At 36.9% G+C, this 21,902-nt stretch carries 20 protein-coding genes and 1 pseudogene; 14 read left to right on the top strand and 7 right to left on the bottom strand.

Annotated elements, in window-relative coordinates; all coding sequences use genetic code 11:
* Positions 1 to 266: 266 nt before the first annotated feature.
* Complete coding sequence (locus tag ACSU6B_RS19885; protein ID WP_410887974.1) at positions 267 to 1,517, top strand: ATP-binding protein; 1,251 nt, start codon at positions 267 to 269, stop codon at positions 1,515 to 1,517.
* 109 nt (positions 1,518 to 1,626) lie between these two features.
* Entirely contained in the window at positions 1,627 to 1,989 is a 363-nt protein-coding gene (locus ACSU6B_RS19880; protein WP_410887972.1) for a group I truncated hemoglobin, read from the top strand.
* Between the two features lie 152 nt (positions 1,990 to 2,141).
* Here ACSU6B_RS19880 and ACSU6B_RS19875 read toward each other — a convergent pair.
* Positions 2,142 to 3,054, bottom strand: a pseudogene (locus tag ACSU6B_RS19875) (LysR family transcriptional regulator).
* Positions 3,055 to 3,201: 147 nt separating this feature from the next.
* Between ACSU6B_RS19875 and gdhA the strand changes: the two are divergent.
* On the top strand, positions 3,202 to 4,584 hold the full coding sequence (gene gdhA, locus ACSU6B_RS19870) for an NADP-specific glutamate dehydrogenase (protein WP_410887970.1): 1,383 nt from the start codon (positions 3,202 to 3,204) through the stop codon (positions 4,582 to 4,584).
* Positions 4,585 to 4,923: 339 nt separating this feature from the next.
* Entirely contained in the window at positions 4,924 to 5,337 is a 414-nt protein-coding gene (locus ACSU6B_RS19865; protein WP_410887968.1) for a VOC family protein, read from the top strand.
* 117 nt (positions 5,338 to 5,454) lie between these two features.
* Here the strand turns inward: ACSU6B_RS19865 and acpP are convergent, their stop codons facing one another.
* The 4 genes from acpP to ACSU6B_RS19845 form a co-directional block, all read right to left on the bottom strand.
* The gene (acpP, locus tag ACSU6B_RS19860; RefSeq protein WP_410887966.1) at positions 5,455 to 5,685 is read right to left on the bottom strand and encodes an acyl carrier protein; all 231 of its coding nucleotides are present in this window, start codon (positions 5,683 to 5,685) and stop codon (positions 5,455 to 5,457) included.
* 131 nt (positions 5,686 to 5,816) lie between these two features.
* Positions 5,817 to 6,926: a Ger(x)C family spore germination protein gene (locus tag ACSU6B_RS19855; protein ID WP_410887964.1), complete on the bottom strand. Its 1,110-nt coding sequence runs from the start codon at positions 6,924 to 6,926 to the stop codon at positions 5,817 to 5,819.
* A complete protein-coding gene (locus tag ACSU6B_RS19850; RefSeq protein ID WP_410887962.1) occupies positions 6,923 to 8,023 on the bottom strand; it encodes a GerAB/ArcD/ProY family transporter in 1,101 nt (366 codons plus the stop codon). The genes ACSU6B_RS19855 and ACSU6B_RS19850 overlap by 4 nt, the downstream gene beginning before the upstream one ends.
* A complete protein-coding gene (locus ACSU6B_RS19845) occupies positions 8,004 to 9,548 on the bottom strand; it encodes a spore germination protein (protein ID WP_410887960.1) in 1,545 nt (514 codons plus the stop codon). The genes ACSU6B_RS19850 and ACSU6B_RS19845 overlap by 20 nt, the downstream gene beginning before the upstream one ends.
* A 562-nt stretch (positions 9,549 to 10,110) precedes the next feature.
* Between ACSU6B_RS19845 and ACSU6B_RS19840 the strand changes: the two genes are divergently transcribed.
* The gene (locus ACSU6B_RS19840) at positions 10,111 to 10,332 is read left to right on the top strand and encodes a hypothetical protein (protein WP_410887958.1); all 222 of its coding nucleotides are present in this window, start codon (positions 10,111 to 10,113) and stop codon (positions 10,330 to 10,332) included.
* Between the two features lie 13 nt (positions 10,333 to 10,345).
* On the opposite strand, the gene ACSU6B_RS19835 is transcribed toward ACSU6B_RS19840, so the two are convergent.
* Both ACSU6B_RS19835 and ACSU6B_RS19830 read right to left on the bottom strand, forming a co-directional pair.
* Positions 10,346 to 10,435 carry a hypothetical protein gene (locus ACSU6B_RS19835; RefSeq protein WP_410887956.1) on the bottom strand — a complete coding sequence of 30 codons (90 nt, stop codon included), beginning with the start codon at positions 10,433 to 10,435 and terminating at the stop codon, positions 10,346 to 10,348.
* Between the two features lie 203 nt (positions 10,436 to 10,638).
* Positions 10,639 to 11,646, bottom strand: coding sequence for a DUF3231 family protein (locus ACSU6B_RS19830; protein WP_410887954.1), 1,008 nt, complete (start codon positions 11,644 to 11,646; stop codon positions 10,639 to 10,641).
* Between the two features lie 164 nt (positions 11,647 to 11,810).
* Between ACSU6B_RS19830 and ACSU6B_RS19825 the strand changes: the two genes are divergently transcribed.
* The 9 genes from ACSU6B_RS19825 (at position 11,811) to ACSU6B_RS19785 (ending at position 21,858) form a co-directional block, all read left to right on the top strand.
* A complete protein-coding gene (locus ACSU6B_RS19825) occupies positions 11,811 to 13,298 on the top strand; it encodes a spore germination protein (RefSeq protein WP_410887952.1) in 1,488 nt (495 codons plus the stop codon).
* A 40-nt stretch (positions 13,299 to 13,338) separates the two neighbouring features.
* Entirely contained in the window at positions 13,339 to 14,490 is a 1,152-nt protein-coding gene (locus ACSU6B_RS19820) for a Ger(x)C family spore germination protein (RefSeq protein ID WP_439277514.1), read from the top strand.
* 3 nt (positions 14,491 to 14,493) lie between these two features.
* Positions 14,494 to 14,736, top strand: coding sequence for a hypothetical protein (locus tag ACSU6B_RS19815; protein WP_410887948.1), 243 nt, complete (start codon positions 14,494 to 14,496; stop codon positions 14,734 to 14,736).
* Positions 14,737 to 14,777: 41 nt separating this feature from the next.
* Positions 14,778 to 15,884: a GerAB/ArcD/ProY family transporter gene (locus ACSU6B_RS19810; RefSeq protein WP_410888069.1), complete on the top strand. Its 1,107-nt coding sequence runs from the start codon at positions 14,778 to 14,780 to the stop codon at positions 15,882 to 15,884.
* Between the two features lie 252 nt (positions 15,885 to 16,136).
* Positions 16,137 to 17,594 (top strand): GMC oxidoreductase, encoded by a 1,458-nt coding sequence (locus ACSU6B_RS19805; RefSeq protein WP_410887946.1) that lies wholly within the window; start codon positions 16,137 to 16,139, stop codon positions 17,592 to 17,594.
* Positions 17,591 to 19,906, top strand: a complete 2,316-nt coding sequence (locus ACSU6B_RS19800) for a TIM barrel protein (RefSeq protein WP_410887943.1) — start codon at positions 17,591 to 17,593, stop codon at positions 19,904 to 19,906. The genes ACSU6B_RS19805 and ACSU6B_RS19800 overlap by 4 nt, the downstream gene beginning before the upstream one ends.
* Before the next feature lie 217 nt (positions 19,907 to 20,123).
* Positions 20,124 to 20,786, top strand: coding sequence for a GGDEF domain-containing protein (locus ACSU6B_RS19795; protein ID WP_410887941.1), 663 nt, complete (start codon positions 20,124 to 20,126; stop codon positions 20,784 to 20,786).
* Between the two features lie 49 nt (positions 20,787 to 20,835).
* Positions 20,836 to 21,135 carry a hypothetical protein gene (locus ACSU6B_RS19790; protein ID WP_168243944.1) on the top strand — a complete coding sequence of 100 codons (300 nt, stop codon included), beginning with the start codon at positions 20,836 to 20,838 and terminating at the stop codon, positions 21,133 to 21,135.
* Positions 21,136 to 21,372: 237 nt separating this feature from the next.
* Positions 21,373 to 21,858 carry a hypothetical protein gene (locus ACSU6B_RS19785; RefSeq protein WP_410887939.1) on the top strand — a complete coding sequence of 162 codons (486 nt, stop codon included), beginning with the start codon at positions 21,373 to 21,375 and terminating at the stop codon, positions 21,856 to 21,858.
* Positions 21,859 to 21,902 lie beyond the last annotated feature (44 nt).

Raw genomic sequence — 21,902 nt, 5'->3', positions numbered from 1 at the left:
TGAAAAAACATTTACGAAATTAAAAATAATAACCAACGTAAATGTGACGTGTGCCAACCGCCAAAAGCGACACGATAATGTATAGGGAATAAACGAAGTGCCGATTTCTATAAAAGAAAAGTTGGCACTATTTTTATTTATAGGGGGAATTATGATAACTTTAAAGTATAATATGAAATATGTTTGTAAGGAATAGTAACAAACATATTGAAAATGAATATCTTCTGCACGAATTAGGTTTGAACAGATTATGAAAGGTAACAAAAATGAGTATAATAAAGGATTTTTTGCTGCAATTAACGTTTATGGTAATACCCATTTTTACGTACTTTACATTTATTACGGAGAGGGTAAAAGGTGATAAAAATAGAAACGTAATAATGTCCATTTTGTGGGGCATATCAATATTATTTTGCATGTCCTTTCCAGTGAGTTTTGGCCAAAATGCTCGTTTGGAGTTAAGAATTATTCCTCTATTATTAGGGACCTTATACGGCGGATTTTGGCCAGGCATCTTCCTTTCAGTGCTAATTATACTTTATCGACTTTATTCTGGAATCAGTTTAGGATTTTATAATACTTTTCTTGTCTTATTATTTACATTGCCTGTTATATTGTTTTTTCAAAAGTCATTTGCAAGTTCGCATAAAGAAAAAAGGATTAAAATTGCTGTTGGTCTTTCCTTTTACTACTGTCTTATTGGCCTTACTTTTTTTGGTATTCTAAGAGGTTTTTCCGTAGATCATCTTAAAGTACCGATTATTCATCTTATCTTTGTAGTGGTAGTTACTTGGTTCTTCACTATGTTAAATGAAACGATTAGGGAGATTCATCAGCTTCGATCAGAGATGCAGAACTCAGAGAAATTACGAATGATAAGTGAGTTAACAAGTGTTTTCGCTCATGAAATTAGAAATCCGATGCAAGTGACCCGTGGCTTTCTGCAACTTCTAAATGAGCCTGATTTGCCTAAGAAAAAGAAGGAATATATCCAAATATCCATTGAAGAATTAGATCGTGCAAATGAAATTATTAATGACTTTTTATCTTTTGGAAAACCCACAATGAATAACAGCGATAGAATCGACGTAGGTTATCAGTTACAACGTGTAGTAAATATCATTCAAGGTTACTCGCTGAACCAAAATGTTGAGATTAAAACTGATTTTTTGGATAACTGTTGGATTTATGCTAATCCTCAAAAATTGAACCAGTTTTTGATTAATATTTTGAAAAATGCGATAGAGTCTATGCCGAATGGTGGAATGGTTTGGTTTACATGTACTTCAACAGATGATGGATATATAAAGATTACCATTAAGGATCAAGGAATTGGTATGACAAAAAAGCAAATAGATAGGCTTGGATCTCCGTTTTATTCCTTAAAGGAAAGTGGTACAGGACTTGGAATGATGGTAAGTTATCAAATTGTCCATTCTTTCAATGGTAAAATACAAGTGAACAGTGAAAAGGATATGGGGACAGAATTTATTATTCTTTTACCCCAGATAACCTAAAGATTAGCCATTAATGTGAGAATGCTGCACAATCCCTTTTTTTGATAAGGAATAATAACAATTTTTCTGCAGAAAATACTTCTATTAAATTCAAAGTAGGAGTGTATACATGGAACAATCACTTTATGAAAAAGTTGGCGGAGAAGAAGCGATTGCAAAAGTTGTGGACTATTTTTACTCCGAGTTGGTTCTTAAAGATGAGACTGTTAATCATTTCTTTAAAGAAACGGATATGGAAAAACAACGCCGTCATCAGTCAAAATTTATTAGTTTTGCATTAGGCGGTCCAAATCAATATTCTGGTCAATCTATGGCAAAAGCTCATCAAGGAATGAATCTCCAACCAGCCCATTATAATGCTATTGTAAAACATCTTCACGATGCTCTTGCTCACTTTGGAGTGAATGAAAGAGACATAGATACAGCTTTAACTCAAGTAGCTTCACTAAGAGACGATATATTATATCAATAACTGTTATTCTGCTAACGGATCCAAGAAGGGAAGATCGAGCTGCCACTAAGGTAGCTTTTTCTTTTAAACAATGTCAGTTTGGACGTTTCTTTCTTAAGAATATTGTTAATCCGTTCCTGGCACGACCCGAAGAATGTTCTTTAAGAAATGTTTTACTTTCTAAACTCATTTAATCTTTCGTAGGTTTCAAGTAAGAAATCATAAAACAATGCTTCGGTTGGGAGCAGTTGACGTTGTGTCGGGTAGATGACACCGACTGTGCGTGTGAGACTCGCATCTGATATGGGAATCACGACAGTGGACCGCGGTGTGTTATCTACCAATGTCATCTCTGGCATCAATGCTACCCCTAAGCCAGCAGACACTAACCCTTTTAATGCATCAATATCTTTCCCTTCGAATGCGATTTGTGGTGAAAAGCCTGCATCCTTACATGCTTGAACAACCTGTTCGCGAAACACAAATCCTTCAGGCAGGACACAAAATGGGTCATTTCTTAAATCCCGTAACCGAATCGATTCCCGATCAGCTAATGGATGATGAAGAGGGATGAGGGCAACGATATTTTCTGTAAATAACGTAGCTCCTTGAATTTTTTTTTCTTTTTCCGGATTGGGCATGGGCGCCATCATGGCCAAATTAAATTCCCCATTTACCACACCATCAATTAAAATCATAATAAAGGGCATTGCTCATTTGAAATTTCGCATCCGGGTACCGAATGCGAAAAGCATAAATGATGGAAGGTAATGTATGGGCGGCCATGCTAATAGGGAATGCAATTCGAACGGTTCCTTTTTCCGGATTTAAATTTTCTTCTACTTCTCTTTTTGCGTCCTCCATCAAATACCACACTTGTTTCATCCGTTCATAAAAGATTCTTCCTATAGGGGTTAACTTTACGCTTCTTCCCTCACGAATAAAAAGTTTCACACCTAATTCGTCTTCTAAATTGAAGATTTGCCTGCTAACGGAAGACTGGGCAACATGCAAGACATCTGCTGCCTCTGTTACATGCTCTCTTTTAGCCACTTCCAGGAAATATTGAATTTGCCTCGTCTCCATTTTTTAATCACTCCAGATTCATGCGTTAAATGCATTAATTTCATCGGAAATTAAGATTGAAACTATTAATTATAAAATTATAAAATGAAAATACATTTAAGAAAAGTAATTTTTCATTGTTTTTAATAAATTTTAGGGGCGAACGTTATGAAAATGCTGGACAAAATAGAAGAAAATCAAACGCAAATCGTGAAAGATTACGTAAATCGTTTATTTGAAAGTGTTCAAATGCGGAATCCAAATGAATGGGAGTTCCAGCAGGCAGTTAAAGAAGTACTTGATTCTTTAGTACCGGTCCTTGTGAAAAATCCAATATATATCAAACAGGCCGTTCTAGAAAGAATAGTCGAACCAGAGCGAATGATTACCTTTCGGGTTCCATGGGTAGATGATAAAGGGAATGTAAAAGTGAATCGTGGATTTCGTGTACAGTTTAGCAGCGCGATTGGCCCTTATAAGGGAGGAATAAGATTTCACCCGTCTGTTAACGCAAGTATTATCAAGTTTCTCGGGTTTGAGCAAATCTTCAAAAACTCATTAACTGGTCAGCCGATAGGCGGTGGAAAAGGCGGTTCTGACTTTGATCCAAAAGGTAAATCTAATTTAGAAATTATGCGCTTTTGTCAGAGCTTTATGACAGAGCTTAGCAGACATATCGGGCCGGATATCGATGTTCCCGCTGGGGATATAGGAGTAGGGGCAAAAGAGATCGGTTATATGTTCGGGCAATATAAAAAATTAAAAGGAGCTTATGAAGCAGGTGTGCTAACTGGAAAAGGCATTGGTTATGGTGGAAGCTTAGGCCGGAAAGAAGCGACAGGATATGGATTGGTTTATTTTGTAGAAGAAATGCTGAAACATCAGGCATTAAGCTTTCAAGGAAGTACCGTTGTGGTATCTGGTTCAGGAAATGTTTCGATTTATGCAATGGAAAAAGCGATGCAGTTTGGTGCAAAAGTGATAGCATGCAGTGATTCAAACGGCTATGTTTATGATCGAAATGGAATTAACCTAGATACGGTTAAACGATTAAAAGAAGTAGAGAATAAAAGAATAATCGAATATGTCAAAGAACATCCAGATGCTATCTATCAAGAAGGGTGTTCAGGCATCTGGGCGATCCCGTGCGATATTGCTTTACCGTGTGCAACGCAAAATGAGGTAAATAAGGAAGCGGCAGAAATGCTAGTTTCAAATGGGGTAAAGGCAGTGGGAGAAGGTGCAAACATGCCTTCTACGCTAGAAGCCATCGATACGTATTTGGAGCATCATGTTTTATTTGCACCTGCCAAAGCAGCAAATGCAGGCGGGGTTGCAGTCTCCGCGTTAGAAATGGCGCAAAATAGTGCAAGGCTGTCTTGGACACAAGAAGAAGTGGATATGAAATTACAAGACATCATGAAAGATATTTATAGTAAGAGTATGAAGGCATCAGAAGATTATGATGCTCGAGGAAATCTTGTTGTCGGTGCTAATATAGCTGGATTCGTAAAAGTAGCTAATGCCATGATTGAACAGGGTGTTATCTAAAATATAATATCTTGCTATCATAATAATAGAATATAGATACCGTTCAAAACAACGATGAAAGGTCACAAATTGGTGGCCTTTCATCGTTGTTTTTTCATATCTATCAAAAGTAATCCGATTTTGTCAGCTTAAAGGAATATTCCTTATAATTCCCCCAACAGCGAAGATAAATAGACTTACAAAACTAACTCCACATAAAATAGACTCTTTTACGAGTTTTACATAATATGGTATAATTACAATTGATTTAGAAGTAAAAATAAGTGCGGTATAAACAACACTCAAAAATATTCGAATAGCCATGCAAATCGGATGAATAGTAAAAAAGGAGAAATAACAATGCCAAAACAATTTTGGATTAACTTGCCGGTAAAAGACATCAATAAATCAAAAGAGTTTTATAGGAAAGTAGGATTTATGGTTAATGAGCAACATGGCAATAGCGATCAAGCACAATTGATCATCGGGGATCATAATGCTAGGGTTATGCTTTTTCCAGCGTCTACTTTCGAAAAATTTACCAGACAGGTAATTGTTGATACAAAGCAAGCTACGGAAGTATTGCTATCCGTGGATGCCGACAGCAGAGAAGAAGTAGATGTAATGGCAAAGAATGCAGTAGAGGCTGGCGGTACAATATTTGGAGAGTCTTCAGAGAGCCAAGGATGGATGTACGGCTGCGGTTTTACTGATTTGGATGGTCATCGGTGGAATTTGTTGTATATGGATATGAGCAAAATGCCGAAAGAATGAGATAGGATTATAAAGGAAATATTCTCGGGCGATAAGAGCATTTCTGTATAATCCATAGTAGCGGATGCCTTCTGCGATACGTTCACCTGCGTTGGGCCATCCGCCTTTACTTATTTGTTAACGAAAATTTTCAATAAAGTTTACGACATCTCTCACAGTTTGAAGCGTCGCTGCAACTTTGTCACTAATTTCGATTGCGAATTCATCTTCAATTTCCATCGTCAGGTTCACCATATCAAGCGAATCAGCTTCGAAGTCATCTTTGAATGATGCCTCCGGTTTGATATTCTCCATTTTCACACCCAGTTGGTCTGCAATAATAGGTTTTAACTTTTCAAATGTGGTCATTGTGACATCCCCCTAGATATTTCATAGCCTCCATTATAACAACCAATCTCGGAACGTAAAACATAAAAGTATTGCCAATATCCGGCGAACAGCTCACTTTCTTCGTGTGCCCATGGTTGATTACTTAAACACTACAAGACAATACCTTGTTTGATGATTTCAACTTTTACATTCGTATTAATCTTTATATTTTTAAAATAAACCTTCTTATCTAGCTTTTCCCAAGTATTGGGGTGAAACGCGATCAATCTCCTCCCAATTCCGAATGCATCACAATTCGCTTGCTGTAATTTTGTTATAACCAGTTTCGCGTCTTCTGTAAGCTCCTTTGATAACACCTTGTTTAGTCGTTCTATATCTTTTGGAACATCCCCTTTGGGATATTCTTCTATGTTGATCTTTAAATGTAGGTTTAATTGAACAGAAACCTCTCCATTTTTTACATGAACTTTTAATTTTCTTTTCATATTGTTGACATTAAATGAAATATAATTTTTTATTTTCTGCTGCTTTTCTTTATTCACTCGTTTTGTAAATCGTGCGTATTTACCTTTTTTGTTATTCAATAAAAGAAGGAGGCATGAATCTTGCGGAGATAAATTTCCCGAATATTTTTTTTCATCCATTAGGGCTAGGCCGACCACTACTGCGCTTTTCTTTTTATTCATTTTAAGATAAGGGAGGACAATATCTTCTCCCGGATCAAGCATTTCTGAGGCTAGTGTCTGGATGGTTTGAAATGGAACGATCGAGTTTTCTTCTGCGCTAGTAAGAGCTTCTTGGATATATTCGCTAACGTTTGGCTCATGTTTTGGATTAATTTCAAGCAGATCCACCGCTTCACCGGCCACTACCCCTAGTGTCGCCCCCAGTGAATTGCGCGGATCTCTCCAAATCACATCTAATGGTGGATAAATACCTGCAGCCGCCATCCGCTCGCCGAACAAAATCAGTTTATTTTTAGATGAATCTAATATTCCAGATACTTCCCGATCGATTTTAAGCCGACAATCCCTTGGTGTATGACCTTTTGCAGAAAGTGTTTCACTTTTTACCCTAGCTTGCGGTCCCTCGGAGGACTCCTCGACTATGGGAATGGAAACCCCTAATAACATTTCGTCGTTATCTGCTAAATCAAAACTTAATATCTGTACCAATACTGCATTTTTCATCAGGTGCTGGTCCCAGCATCCAGTAAGTAATAAACATAAAAGTACAAGGATAGGCTTTTTGCTTTTCATGGCTTATTCACCAATTCTTTTTTCGACAAAACCCACGAGAGAATGAGTAGAAGTACGGGTATGATGCCGATAAAAATATAGTGCGTCGGCCCAAGAAAGTGATTAAAATTTTCAAAGTCTCTTCCTTGATCAGGAAGAAGAGCCAAAATTAAATTGACTCCTGCAACAATTGGCAGTAAGCGGGCATAGTTTTTTTTTCTAAAAAGACTGGCCAACCCCATTGCAGATAATAATAGCCAGTTCGCAATCGAAGTTGCAACGACTACAAGCCAGAGCGATAAGAAAAATAAATCCGTCCTTTCGAGAACCTGAAACGAATAGGCTTTAATCATATATAATAATGGCTCTGGAGTCAGTCCGATATCTATATTGGGCTCGAAATAGACAAGGGCTGCAAACACCAAAAAAGTATAAAAGAAGGTGACAAAAATATTCGCTGTTGTGATGGCGATCAGCTTCTCTTTTCCGGAAGCTTGCACATAGGGATGGATAAAAAGAAACAGTTCAAAGCCCAACATAGAGAAAGCAGCTTCTTTTGAACCTTTCAATATCGTTAGAATGCTATGGTTCCCTACTGGAAAGATATACAGGAAGTTCGCATCCTTCATTGCATACACAATCAACACTAATAATACAAATAGAATGGGGGATACCAGTACATAAAATCTCGCTATACTGGTTAAACCTGCACTGACGATGTAAATGCAGGTGATGAGGATTAAAACCATTGTAATCCAATTAGGGGTACGCGGTAAGATCCATTTATCCAGGATATCACTATATCTTGCTAAAACTAAGCTCCCCGTTACCATAAAATAGAGTGCATAACTAAGAATGAATAGCTTCCCGACAACTTTCCCCAGTAATTTTGGAAGTATTTCGTACAAAGATGACGAAGGAAATCTTCTGCTTAGTCCCCAAAATGCAAAAATAATCGCCTGCGAGATGACTCCTGCTAGTAGAGTGGAAATCCAGCCATCCTGTTTGGCTAATAATGCCACATCATGGGGCAACGATAATATTCCTACACCAATTTGGGCCTGGATAATCATTAAGACAAGCTGTTTGTTCGTAATGCTATTCTTGTTTTGTTTCATTACTATCCCAGCCCCTTGCCAAAGATTGCTTTTTCAGCGTGTTCGGTTTTGAATCAAGCGGACGTGAATTAAATTTCCATAGGGGTAAACGGATAAACGTATCTTTCATGTCTTTTAATCGAAATGGTGCCCAAGGTGCAAAGTAGGCTGTGCCAAATGATTCTAACCTGCATAAATGAGCTAAAGTAAACATAAACCCAAAGGTAATCCCTACAAATCCAAAGGTTGATGCCAAAATCATATGGGGAAAACGCAAAAATCGTACGGCATCACTCATTTCTGTGGTCGGGATGCTGTAGGCTGCAATGGCCGTAATCGCCACAACCACAATCATGGTATTCGAAATGAGACCTGCACGGACAACTGCATCACCAATAACCAAACCTCCGACAATACCGATGGTTTGGCCAATCCTTGACGGAAGGCGTACCCCTGCTTCACGAATCAGTTCAATGGTCAACTCCATGACAAGTGCTTCAATTAACGGAGGAAAAGGTATATTTTTGATGGAACTTACAACAGGGAGAACTAAATCATCCGGCAGTACTTCAAAATGAAAACCAATCACCGCGATATAAATAGCAGGCAAATTAACCGCAATGAAGATGCTTACGAGCCTCATGGAACGGATAAAGGTTCCGATCATCCAGCGTGAATTATAATCATCAGGTGAATGGAAAAATGCAAAAAAAGTGACGGGAATAATTAAACAAGCAGGAGACCCTTCCATCAACACCGCCACTCGTCCTTCATTCAGATGACTTACAACACGATCTACTCTCTCTGTACTTAAAACCTGAGGAAAGGGTGACCAGGTGGAATCTTCGATCAATTCCTGAAGAGCTCCAGTACTGGGGATATAATCCATTGAAATATGATGTACCCTTCGTTTGAATTCGGTGACCATGTCATTATTGGCAAGGTCTTTCATATAAACCATGGCTATTTTGGATTGAATCTGGTCACCCACTGTTATTTGTTCCATGGTAAGGTTTGCGGTCCTACACGTTTTCCTAATTAAATGAAGATTGGTTGAAAGATTTTCGATAAAACCTTCATGAGATCCCTGAATGACTTGTTCATTACTAGGTTCTATAATGGTCCTCTCTTTGGAGAGGCCAACCTCTATCATGTAGAATTCTTTGACACCATCCAAGAACATGATACAAGACCCATTCAAAAGTGCTTCTTTAGCTTTGAATAAGTTATCTGATTTAAGAAAGTTAGAATAAAGTACACTTTCGAACGGGGCACACTCCGATTCCATCATCGGTTTTACAATATCTCTTTGAATCTTATCCTTATCTGCCATCGTATCTAAGAAAATCAAAATTCCCCGATTATTTCTTTCATTTAATTCCTTAATCATTAAATCAGCTGAATCAGAAAATGTATGTTTAAAAAAAGAAATATTTTCATCGATTGCATGGAAAACCTCTTTAAACGATATAGAGTTCTGATTTAAAGCAACTGGTCGGATATCCCTTTTTATGAACTTTTTTAAAGCGAGGTTAATGAATTTCATTTTTTTACTCCATTATTAAAATGTTTCCATTATCATCCCCAAAATATGGTATAACTATGTATTTTTTTGTGGCATGAAGGAAGTAATACTTAAGAAGACCCTGCTCGATCGTTAAAAAAAAAGAGGAGAGCGATAATTAATAAGTCTATGGATTAGGGTTGACTGGATTAAGGTCAGTATCAGTATTGACACTTCCTAACCATTTTCATTCTCTGTGGTGAAGCGCCGATTTTTGCGCTTAAATGGATGGCAACCAATGGAATAAAGTAAAGACCCACCATAACAAGTTAGTCTCACTCCTTAATAAAAATTATTATAATCTCATTTTCACAAATAGGTGTCTTTTTTAAATGGTATAGCTTTACATGTATATGCAGATAATACCTTTAGAAAAAATCCAGAGGTGGGAAAATGTTTAATAATAATGGCAAAAATCTTTTTTTATCAATATTGGTTGAAGTTCTTTCTAATGTTGTATATTCAGTTTTAATTTCTTCAAAATCATATGGTAAATGAAATAATTATTCGGTTCCCTTTCAAAGACCGAACAGAAGAGATAAAAATGAAAGTCTCTTTGACATCTGAAGACATGAATAAAATTAAGGATGCTGCAGGAATGAGTATGAAAATAATAGTAAAGCAGTCAGAAACAGGTACAGAAAAAGTATTTACTGTGGCAATAGAACGTTTCAATCAAATAGATGGAAAAGTGATAGCTATTCCTAGTGAATCATCTGTAAACGAGATTGAAGAATTCATGTACGGGAAAAACAAAGGGTTATAGCGTATCGTAAATCTTAAATACTTATTTCTTTTTTAGTTTTGGCTGATTTTCTTTTTCCAGCACTTTCATTTTGCCCAGGAACTAATCCTGCCCAATTCTTCATTCTTCTTCTTCATACTACGTCTAAAGGCACCTAATTTTATCGAGCCGAAAACGAAGAAAAAAAGGAATCATGGAGAGATTCGCAGTCTTTCACCAGAGACACGAACAAGTTAAATGATCGCTATAAAAAAAGAGGCAACGAACCCAATCGGGGGCGTTGCCTTTTCTTTTATCTGGTAAAAAGCAGGTAGAAAACAAATTGATTCAATTACCTTTTATTATTTGAGCCCTATCCTCCATTTGTGGAGGTTCTTCAAACCACCTATGCTTAATCTTAATTTCAATTCCTTCTTGTCCGTAGAAAAATATATCTTTGGCAATTAATGAAAATTTTATAGATATATCATTTCTTAAGCTAAAAAAGGTTCCAAAACTACCTCCTACAAGTCCAAATCCATTGAGAAGGTAGACGCAATGCATCATGAGCCTATCCGAAAATGGAGCGATTGTTGAAGTAGTTACCGTGCTTCCAGATGTAGCAGAGAAATGAACATTGCTTTCTAAAAGCATTTCCTCACATGTTTTGATTTGTTTCTTACAAAGTTCAATTCCTTTTACAAAATATTGTTTAACATCTTTGTTCACTGCACATTGTGCGAAACCAGTAATCAATTGCATTCCAATATTATTTGTCTCAATTCCATGGTGAAGAATACCAAGCTCAAGGTCATTTAAAGTCCTCTTGTCACCAAAAGGGTTAAATCCTTGCATGTACCTTTTGTTTTTAATAAATTCATTTGTTTTTGGCATAGTAACTTTTGGGGGAAGGGTTAGAATCCCTCTTTCCAACAGATAAAGGGTAGACAATTTATAAATTTTTTGAGTAACAGAAGTAAGACCCTCATAAATCTGCATAACTTTATCGTTATATGCCATATTCATATTAATGGTGTACATACCCATGCTAACTTCTTTTAAAATACGGACGAACATGATATCAAATCCATTATCGAATAACTTAGGAGCTTCTACGTTGACGTCTTCTTTTGTGTATCCAACAGGTTTCACCATTTTTTGGTCTCTAAATATCTCTTCCATTTGCAAAAGAAAATAATTCAGTTCTTGCCACAAACCGCCCATAATATTCGTAGCTTGTGGGTCATCCGATTTTTCTATAAAGTATTCCAACATTCTCATAATAAGGGTTTTTTCTATGTATGTAAGCCAAAGTGTTCCCACCTCTGGTGCACTTATAGGGTTTGTTAGAATCAAATCTATATCCTCCATGACTTTTTAATTTTAGTGTGTTCAAAGGGAGGGAAATTAGTCAATTTTAAAACGTTACTTCAATAAGGAGTCGATCCTCCTTCTTTTTTGGAATAATTTTTAACTTTTATACCATAATAAGACAATAAAAGAAAAAAGAGGTTACTGTAATGTTTTTTAAAGAATCTACAACAATCTCTAAAAATTCAAATGAAAATCTTGAGAAATTAAAATCTGTTCTTTCTAACTGTGAAGATTTAAAAATCTTTCCGTGGCAATATGGACCGGATTTAATCTATAACGCTTTCTCGGTTTATTTCGAGACATTGGTTCAAGAAAAAGCCGTAAATTATATGAAAGAATCCATGCAGGATTTGGTACCACATGAAGTTGGTCCAGCAACGATGATTAAACCGAGAGATATCATAAAATTTTTCAGTCAACATGGAATATCTGGTCAAAACGCTGTTCTAGTTGATAGCTTTGACCAGGCTGTGGACAACGTTTTACAAGGACACATTGTGATCTTTTTTGATGGTTGGAACAAAGTGTTGTCTTATGCGCAAGCGAGTCAAATTAACTCACGACAAGTCTCTGAACCTGTCACTGAATCTGTGGTACAAGGCCCCCGTGAAGGAACCGTTGAAGATCTGCAAAGAAATATCGGGTTGCTTCGAACACGATTACAGAACCCTCATTTTAAAATTGAGAAATTTAGAGCAGGAGGAGCTACTAAAACCGAGATCGCCTTTGGTTATTTAGAGGGAACGGTTAACGCGGAAATGTTAGTTGAATTTAAAAACAGGATTGAAGTTGCTAAAAAAGGAGACGTTTTAGAAACAGCATATATTGAGGAGTTAATTGAAGATTCAACTTATTCACCATTTCCCCAATATCGGTCTACTGAACGACCTGATGTAGCTATTTCTGGTTTATTAGAAGGGAAAATAATTGTAATGGTACAAGGTACCGGAACCATATTAATTTGCCCCGGATTATTAACGGAATTCTTCCAAGCAAGTGAGGATTATTATCATCGTGTCGTGTTTTCATCATGTATTCGTCTATTAAGAATTGCTGCCTTTTTTATCGCTCTATCATTACCGAGTATTTATGTTGCTTTAACGACTTTTCATCCTGAACTCATACCAACCACCCTTTTAATGGCCATTCTTGATACTCGGGAAGGGCTTCCTTTTCCGGCGTTTGTTGAAGCAATCATAATGATTTTTTTCTTTGAATTACTCCGAGAAGCCGGCATTCGTTTGCCAAGGCCAGTTGGTTCGGCGGTAAGTATTGTTGGAGCCTTAATAGTTGGTGATGCAGCCATTACTGCCAACATCGCTTCTCCTATTATTGTTATTTTAGTCGCATTAACTGGAATTGCTTCATTTTCTATCCCTCACTATAGCATCTCTATCAGTTTACGGATTCTCCAATTCCCTTTAATGGTTTTAGCTGCTGTATTGGGGGGATTTGGGATTATGATCGGATACCTGCTCATTATGTTACATATAACACAGTTAAGGTCATTAGGACAGCCATACTTTAGTCCACTAACTCCATTCAGACCGAGGCTGTTACTCGATGTATTAATTCGTGCACCAATTAAAACATTGTGGAAGTCCCCACGAGTACGTGGAATGCGTAAAAATTAAATCACCTAAGAAAGTATGGTAGACAATGAATTCAAGCGCCATGAAAGCTTTGCCTATTATGTTTTTATTACTATCTTTAACAGGATGTTGGGACAGTAGGGAGTTAACGGAATTTGGATTTATCATGGGGATTAGTTTAGACCAAACAGAAGAAGGCAGTATTGAAATAAACGCTCAATCCTATTCACCGACAGAAACGACAGGAGGAATGGGCGGCGGGGAAAAACAAGCCTATACAAATATAAAAGCGATAAATGAAAGTGTCTTTGACGGAGTTCGTGACATAAATCGATATTTAGGACGTTTACCCCGTTGGAGTCATATGCGTGTCATATTAATTGGAGAAGAGTTTGCAAAGGAACACGATATTGGGGAGATTCTTGACTTTTTTAATCGTAATGAAGATGTTCGCCTCACTACCTTGGTTATTGTTACTAATGGAAAAGCGGCTGATTATTTGACAATAAAGCCGTTTATTGAAAAAACAGTAAGTCAGCAATTGCAAACTATTATCGAAAGTTCTACCAAATATGCAGGTAAGACAATTAAAGCTAGCATGTTAGATATAGATTTGCAATTAAAAAGTAAAGCGAAAACGGCTTTAATCCCGTATTTTAAAATAAAGGAAGATCAACAAAAAGCTCCCTATAGCAGCGGGGTGGCAATTATTAGTAAAGGGAAAATGGCAGAACTCCTAGAACCGAGTGACGTTCAAGAAGTTCTTATGTTAATGAATAAATTTAAAAGCGGGATAATTGAGTTTCCTTGTTTGGATGAAGGGAGTCAAGATTCTTCGAAAATGGAAGCGTTAGAAACTTCCTTAATTAAAACAAAAATAACTCCCAAATTCACCATGAAACCACCCACTATTCACATGTTGACTAAAATAGAAGGGACGATTGGTGAACTAAGTTGTACTACTATAACCAATGTTGGCGAAGAAAAAAAATTAGAAGATCATATAAAAAAAATAATAGAAAAGAAGATCGAATCCGTGATTGAACGTATGCAGGAAGAGAAAGTGGATGTGTTGGGAATGGGGAATAAACTGTATCAACAAGACCCTGCCTTATGGAAAAAATGGGAAAAGGATTGGGACGACATTTTTGCTGACATCCACTTTATCATTGATGTTGAAGTGAATATTAGAAGTACGGGCATGCCTATTGGCGAAAAAGTAACGGGGGAATAGACATTGTTTGAGAAAACTGTTTTTCTTGTTATCGTGTGCGTAGGTATTTTGTTTTGCGACGCTCCAAAATTAAAGCAATCAAATCGTAGAGATCGTATCGTTTATGGACTACTGGCGCTGCCCATCCTATACCTTAGTGGCGTTTATGTGTTGGATTTAGCATGGCCAAATTTAGATGAACTCGTTCACTTCCTTTTTTCAAAACCTGCCCATAAAATTGTCGAAGCTATCAAGGTACCCATATAAGCTCTAAATGGGATAGGAAAGGAGGGAATAAATTGAATAAAGTGGAAACAGTAAGTTCTGGACAAATGGCGTGTTTATTTCTCTCTTTTATGCTTGGATCTGCCTATATTAATATCCCACAGCCTTTGACGTTAGCTGCTAATAATGGAGCGTGGCTATCAGTAATTATTGCTAATGGTTATGGATTACTTTTATTGGCATGTGTTTTATATTTATATGGAAAAAATCCAAATTGGACTATAATCGATTATAGCAGGAAATTACTTGGAAAATGGATTGCGCTATGTATTTGTATTCCGATACTGATCGTGCTTTTTTTAATTATTTCTTACATTATCATAGATATAGGTGGATTTTTCACTACTTCAATGATGACAGAAACACCCGCTTATGTATTTCATGTTCTCATATTGCTGGTAGCTGCGTTAACGGTCAAAGCAGGTATCGAGGTAATGGCCAGAATGTTTATTTTGCTTCTTTGCTATTCAATCTTTTTTGCATTGATAGTAATAATATTGAATTTACCAAATTATCACGTAGGAAATCTCCTACCTGTTTTTCCAGAAGGAATGAAACCGGTTATACATGGTACTTATTCCATACTGGGTTTCCCATATGGTGAAATAGTCCTTTTTTCATTTTTACTTCCATTTGTTAATAAGGAACAGGCCAAGTCATTAAAAAAATATATGTTCTCAGCTCTTTTGCTTCAAGGGTTTTTAATCATTACCTCTATTCTTTGCACGATTATGGCTTTAGGACCACTTTCAGGTACATATAAATTTTCACTTTTTGAATTGGCACGTTTGGTTAATATTAAGGAAATTATTACAAGGAATGAGTCTTTCATTGGTATCGCCTTGATTGTTGGTTCCTATATGAAAGCAACCATCATGCTGTTTGTTTTAAAAGTAATCCTATCAAGATTATTAAAATTAAAGGATGAACAGATTATTATCTTTCCTGTTACGTTTATTACCCTCCTTCTCACACTTACCATGTTCAAGTCAGATATGGAGCATTTTGAAGCAACATTTATTATTTGGCCATTAATTGTTACTACCCTTGTCGTTTTTCCTTTCCTTTTTATTACCATCATGGCATTTTTCAGGGGAGAAAAAATAGAAGTGAAAGACGATCGCTTTTAGTTGTAGCCTATGTTGGTTTCCCTAGGGAAATCAAGTACATTCATTTTTCTTCTGTATATGATAAGCAGCCTATGCTTTTTTAAAGCACTTGGCTGCTTCTTTTTATGCCTAACTTCTAGGAATAACTAGGAATCTTAAATAATATGAATGAGGAGACGGTATCTGTAATTGTATCTTTTTAATATAGATCACTTTTGCTTACGGTCAGATTCAGATTATAGTTAAGCATCAATAAAGGGATGTGAGAAGCCATTGAGGAATAATTGGATTCCTTCTACTCCTTTAGAACAGATGGCCAATACCGAATACGATGTTTTGATTATTGGCACTGGTGCAGGCGGGGGAGCAGTTACCTGGAGAATATGCGAACAATGGGGGAAAAATGAAAAAAAAGTAGGTGTCGTTGAATCTGGTGATTTTTTGCTCCCAACACAAGCAGCCAATATTCCTACTATGAATAGTGAACGTATGAACAAACTTCATGAGTATGTATCAAAACCATTAGGTAGATTTAATCCCGAATTTCAGGGGGCTAAACAAGTTTTTGCCTTTGGTGGAAGAACTTTATTTTGGAATGCAATCACCCCACGGTTGAATCAGTTAGAATTTAGACAATGGCCTGTCACGGTCCAAGAGATGGAAGCTTATTATACAATTGCAGAAAGGATAATGAATGTATCAAGAGAATACACAAAGGGTTCCCAAATGACAGAAATATTGTTGAATAGATTGCAGTGGAAGGGTATTACAGAAGCTGCTTCTGCTCCTATAGCCGCCGAACTTGGTCCTGGAATTTATGGACAGGAGGGTTCAGATGTATTTTTTGGAGCAATCGATTTCTTTGCAAATGCATTAAATCACCGCCCATTCGATTTAACTGTAAAAACTCGTGCCGTTCAAGTACTTGTTGAAAGTGGAGAAGTAGTTGGCGTAAAGGTCCTATCTTCAGAAAAAAAACCTTATATTTTAAAAGCAAAGACCGTTGTATTATCAGCTAGTACATTTGAAACACCTCGATTGCTTCTTCACTCGGGAATTAAAGGGAAAGCCATCGGACATTATTTAATGAATCATTCTTTTGTGTTAGCCACTGGAACAATGAGCCGTGAGGAATTTCCGGAACCTTTAGGAACTTTAAGCATTTTAATTCCTTCAACATCTGATAGGCACTATCAAATACAGCTAAGAGGACCAAATGGATACTTTTGGTACCAACCATACCAAACAAAACCTTTTCTAAAGGAACTAGAAATAAATTTTGTTTGTTCTGGTGAGGTTGATCCTAGATTTGAAAATAAAGTTACATTAGATCCCTATAAAACGGATGAATTCGGGGTGCCAGAAGTACAAATACATTTTTCCTATAGTAAAAAGGATCAAGCCATCATCCGTGAAATTGCTGGTGCAATTGAACAGATTTCTTCTTTTTGTGGTATAAGTATGCATTCGAAACCGGGCCAGCCTTCCATCTGTCTAATGCCGCCGGGTGATCAAAATCATGACTCAGGAACCTGCCGAATGGGTAAGGATCCATCAACCTCTGCAGTTAACAAGTATGGGCAAATACATGGTGTGAAGGGACTATATGTTGCTGATAACAGTGTCATTCCCTCCATCGGTTCGGCAAACCTGACACTGACGACAGTTGCCTTAGCCATTCGAACAGCAGATTATATCATCCATCAGGATCAGGAGCGTGCCTTCACATGATTACATTAACAGCTTTTGGTGATGAAATTTCACCCGATTTGGAAATTCAAATGGATACTTTGGCCTCCGAAGGGATTTATTATATTGATTTACGTGGTGTAGGAGGAAAAAATGTTTTACAACTCAATGATGAGGTAGTAGCAGAAGTAAAAAAACGCCTGGATGCTCGAGGTTTTCGCATTTCCTCCATTGCTTCACCGATCGGGATTATTCCTATAACAGATGATTTTACTCCACAGCTTAATGATATGAGGCGGGCTATTTATTTAGCCAAATATTTTGGTACACCCTACATTCGGATTCGCTCTTTTATCATTCCTCAAGGAGAATATCCTTTAAAGTATAGAGATGAAGTTTTAAGGCGAATAAAAGATCTGACTCATATCGCTGAACATGAAAGTGTCATCCTTCTTCTTGAGAACGATACGACAATGTATGGGGATACCGGGGAACGCACACTTGATATTCTTCAAAGTATCAACTCCACTAATCTTCGTTTTGCGTTTGATCCGGTTAATTTTTTACGCTCCTCCGTGCTGCCAATGACCCATGCCTATCCTCTTGTAGAGCCTTATATTTCTTACATTCATCTGAAGGATGCTCAAATAGATACGGGTAAAGTGGTTCCGCCTGGAAAAGGAGACGCTGAAATTGTAAAATTACTTACTTCATTAAAAGAGAAAAGATATTCCGGATTTATATCGATTGAACCAAAGGGTATGCCAGGTATCGCTGATCGGGATTTCTTCTTGGTTGCAGCAAAAGCCTTGAAAACGCTTTTAAATAAAATGGGATTAAAATGGGATAAAAATAATCCCGATCTGGATACTTACAGTAAATTTTCTACTTCATCTGCCATTAAACCGAAACAAGCCTCTTTTCCCCCGGCTTGCCCTCAGGTGATCTCACCGGAAACTGTTGATTCCTGGATTCCACTCACCCCGTTAGAAAAAATGGCGCAAACAGATTATGATGTGTTGGTTATAGGGAGTGGAGCAGGAGGAGGAGCTGCCTTATGGCGGCTTTGTGATCAATGGAGAAATAAAGGAAAACGAGTTGGTATGATTGAAGCAGGAGACCTATTGTTACCAACACATGTTGAAAATCTCGGATTATTCTCCCGCGAACGAGCATTACAATATATTTCTTCTATAACAAGACCACTTGGGAAAAGACTTCCTGAATTTTCAGGTGCAAAACAAGTTTTTGGTCTAGGGGGCCGGACTATACAGTGGGCAGCAGCTTGTCCTCGAATTCCTTCCTATCTTATTTCACAATGGCCTATCCCACTAAAAGAGATGAATATTTACTACAAAATCGCTGAACAGGTCATGAATGTGAATAAAACCTTTTCGAAATCGAGTTTACCCACTCGAATCATTCTAAACCGTCTTTGGGCAAATGGATTTTATAAAGCGACAAGTATTCCTTTTGCTGTCGACATAACACCTACTAAATATGGCGTGATCCATTCCAACGCTGTATTTAGTTCCATCCTATTCCTTGCAGAAGCTTTAAATTACAGGCCATTTGATCTTGCTGTCAATGCTCGTGCCGTTCAACTGCTTATTGAAAAAGGAAAAACAGCGGGTGTTAAGGTCGTATCTCCGGATTTGAAATCATACTGGATCAAAGCAAAAACGATTGTTTTGTCGGCAAGTACTTTTGAAACTCCACGCCTGCTCCTTCATTCAGAAATTTCTGGTCCAGCCATTGGCCACTTTCTTATCGATCATTCTGCTTTAGCTGCAAATCCAATAATCAACCGGAAGTTGTTACCAGAGGATTTGGGGAGGATTGGTATTTTGATTCCAAATACGAAGGACAATCCTTATCAAATCGAATTTGGCATGCTTGAAAAACCGCTTCAAGATGAGTTAGAGATGATCTTCCATGGTTATGGAAATGTAGAACCACGATTTGAAAACATGATCTTTCTTGATCCCTATGAGAGAGACAAATATGGTGTACCAAAGATCCAGGTTCATTTCAATTTTAGTAATCGGGATCGAGTTGTCATTCAGCAATTGGCAGCAGGAATGGAAAGGGTTCTTACGTCCTTAGGCATCATTGACGGGCAGCCCAAGATTTATCTGCGTGCACCCGGGGATGATAACCATGAATCAGGAACTTGCCGCATGGGTAATGACCCTTACACTTCTGCAGTTAATAAATTCGGTCAAATTCACGGCATTTCAGGACTTTATGTAGCGGATAACAGTATCTTACCGACTTTAGGGGCCAATCCTACACTTACAACAGTTGCCTTGGCCATTCGAACAGCGGATTATATTATTCATCAAAACAAATAAATATGGTTGCTGAAAAGCTTCATGGATGGTTAACTGGTGCTTATAGTAAAGAACCAGCTGCCATTGATGCGGCTTTTCTTATTGAACAAATTTACATTTCGATAAATGTAAAAACATCAGGATGTGGTATATTAGGAGAATATACAGATTATTTATAATGGAAAATAATTTAAATAAAAAGTAGGTTTTAATTCGGAAAGAAAGAGTGATACATCCCTTGAAATACAAAGGAAGAATAGTAACAACCTTAATTAGTATAATTGTTGGAATACCTTATGTTGCTTATAATTATATTACACTTCAAAGTTCGATTCGGACGTTCATAGATACAACCGTTTTGATTGTAACTACCGTGACACTCTGGTGGCTGGGAAAACAATATGACAAGGCTAAGTTTTATTCCGAAAAAGACTATTTAACTGGGCTTTACAATAGACGTTTTATTGAGGAGATTTTCCCAAAACTAATATCATCAGCGAAAAAAATCGAACAACTAAGTATATTAATATTAGATTGTAATGACTTTAAACAAATAAATGATACAGATGGTCATAAATATGGAGATCTGGTACTTGAAAATATTTCGACTATACTTCTAAAAAGCACTAGCGTCAGTGACATTATCGCAAGATGGGGAGGAGATGAATTTTTAATCATTTCCCCCTTCTCAGATCAAACTGAAACTGAAGCAATGATTAAGAGGATTGAAAACGGATTGAGAGAGCTATCCCAAAAGACAGAAAAAAAAATTTCAGTTTCTGCTGGATTTGCTATTTATCCAATTGATGGAAAAGATATGGACAGTCTAATTAAGATTGCTGATAAAAATATGTATAAATTAAAAACCTTAAGTAAAAAAGCTACCCTTAAAAAAATATGAAACAATGAATAATTATCATTCAATTAATGAGAGTAGAAAGGAGTTCTACATGAAGATGATTGATGAGTACTTCGAAACAGCGATGGAAGCCTGGAGTATGATGCAAAAGACTTCTGGTGATGAAGGAGCAGAATGGGCAGAAAGATTTGAACGCTACTTTTATGAATTTATCGATGAATTGAAGAAATGGTGGGCAACTCTTCATCCAAAACCAACGAATATAGATGAGGCTGAGGAGTTACCAGAAATAAAAAAGTGGATGGAGCAAATCCCTGCACCTGTACAACTAAATTTTCTTACAGAATTAGAGGATATTTTGGATGGAATAGATACAGAACGTTTTGATTAGGTAGTAGAGTATGGTGGAGATGTGTTGTTGTACTAAAGAAGAAGTTTAGTTGAACATAGAGAAATGACTCCTTTCTGTCGCTTTTGACATATATTACGACAGAAAGGTGGCTTATGAAATCCCTCCTTTACCGAAGGATGTGGCTAAAATTACTTTTAAGCAACTCAGTGGTTTGTAAGTAACCTTGGAGGTTTATCCATTGTTATTCAAGACAGTACATCAATGGAAGTGTGTAGAATGAGCAAAATTGGCTACACAATACCATTTGATTCACATAAAATAAAGCAAATTTTAGTTTTGGGGTTGGTAATAATGGAACTTCCAAAAAATATGAGCAATAACAGAAAAGAATTCAGCGAGAAAAAAAGTAATAAAATTTTAGGACTGGAAAAAGAGGTTGCATTAGGGCTTTGGATTCAAGTAATAGGTCAGATCATTGAAATTAAAGGTTTATCAGGGCTTTTGCATATTGAGGAAGATGCAAATACAATAGGTGAACAACAAATACTAACCGGTGTTTGGATTAAGACGATTGGACAAATATTAGAGGCTATTTCTGTATCAAGTCAAATAGGAGAAACAGATTTAATTAAACTGCTACAAGAACAAAAACTCGCCATCACAGGAGATATGCTTGTGTCAATTGGTTCAGCTTATGAAGTAATCGGAGGAATTCATGTACTTGAAGAGGAAACAGACAAAATTTCTCGCATAGTTCCATAACGAAGAGAACTCGCCAATACTTGAACTGACCCATAAAAGTTAGA

Origin of the sequence: Neobacillus sp. C211 (genome assembly GCF_051842875.1) — a bacterium.
Classification (GTDB): domain Bacteria; phylum Bacillota; class Bacilli; order Bacillales; family Cytobacillaceae; genus Neobacillus.
Note: the sequence above shows the minus strand (reverse complement) of the source record. Positions and strands in the feature narration are given on the sequence as shown.

Excerpts from the sequence above, each read along its gene's own strand:
- ACSU6B_RS19785 (WP_410887939.1), top strand. The coding sequence starts at position 21,373 with ATGAGCAAAATTGGCTACACAATACCATTTGATTCACATAAAATAAAG.
- ACSU6B_RS19840 (WP_410887958.1), top strand. The coding sequence starts at position 10,111 with ATGAAAGTCTCTTTGACATCTGAAGACATGAATAAAATTAAGGATGCT.
- ACSU6B_RS19845 (WP_410887960.1), bottom strand. The coding sequence starts at position 9,548 with ATGAAATTCATTAACCTCGCTTTAAAAAAGTTCATAAAAAGGGATATC.
- gdhA (WP_410887970.1), top strand. The coding sequence starts at position 3,202 with ATGAAAATGCTGGACAAAATAGAAGAAAATCAAACGCAAATCGTGAAA.
- ACSU6B_RS19820 (WP_439277514.1), top strand. The coding sequence starts at position 13,339 with ATGAAAGCTTTGCCTATTATGTTTTTATTACTATCTTTAACAGGATGT.
- ACSU6B_RS19800 (WP_410887943.1), top strand. The coding sequence starts at position 17,591 with ATGATTACATTAACAGCTTTTGGTGATGAAATTTCACCCGATTTGGAA.
- ACSU6B_RS19880 (WP_410887972.1), top strand. The coding sequence starts at position 1,627 with ATGGAACAATCACTTTATGAAAAAGTTGGCGGAGAAGAAGCGATTGCA.
- ACSU6B_RS19855 (WP_410887964.1), bottom strand. The coding sequence starts at position 6,926 with ATGAAAAGCAAAAAGCCTATCCTTGTACTTTTATGTTTATTACTTACT.
- ACSU6B_RS19850 (WP_410887962.1), bottom strand. The coding sequence starts at position 8,023 with ATGAAACAAAACAAGAATAGCATTACGAACAAACAGCTTGTCTTAATG.
- ACSU6B_RS19825 (WP_410887952.1), top strand. The coding sequence starts at position 11,811 with ATGTTTTTTAAAGAATCTACAACAATCTCTAAAAATTCAAATGAAAAT.
- ACSU6B_RS19790 (WP_168243944.1), top strand. The coding sequence starts at position 20,836 with ATGAAGATGATTGATGAGTACTTCGAAACAGCGATGGAAGCCTGGAGT.
- ACSU6B_RS19835 (WP_410887956.1), bottom strand. The coding sequence starts at position 10,435 with ATGAAGAATTGGGCAGGATTAGTTCCTGGGCAAAATGAAAGTGCTGGA.
- ACSU6B_RS19865 (WP_410887968.1), top strand. The coding sequence starts at position 4,924 with ATGCCAAAACAATTTTGGATTAACTTGCCGGTAAAAGACATCAATAAA.
- ACSU6B_RS19885 (WP_410887974.1), top strand. The coding sequence starts at position 267 with ATGAGTATAATAAAGGATTTTTTGCTGCAATTAACGTTTATGGTAATA.
- acpP (WP_410887966.1), bottom strand. The coding sequence starts at position 5,685 with ATGACCACATTTGAAAAGTTAAAACCTATTATTGCAGACCAACTGGGT.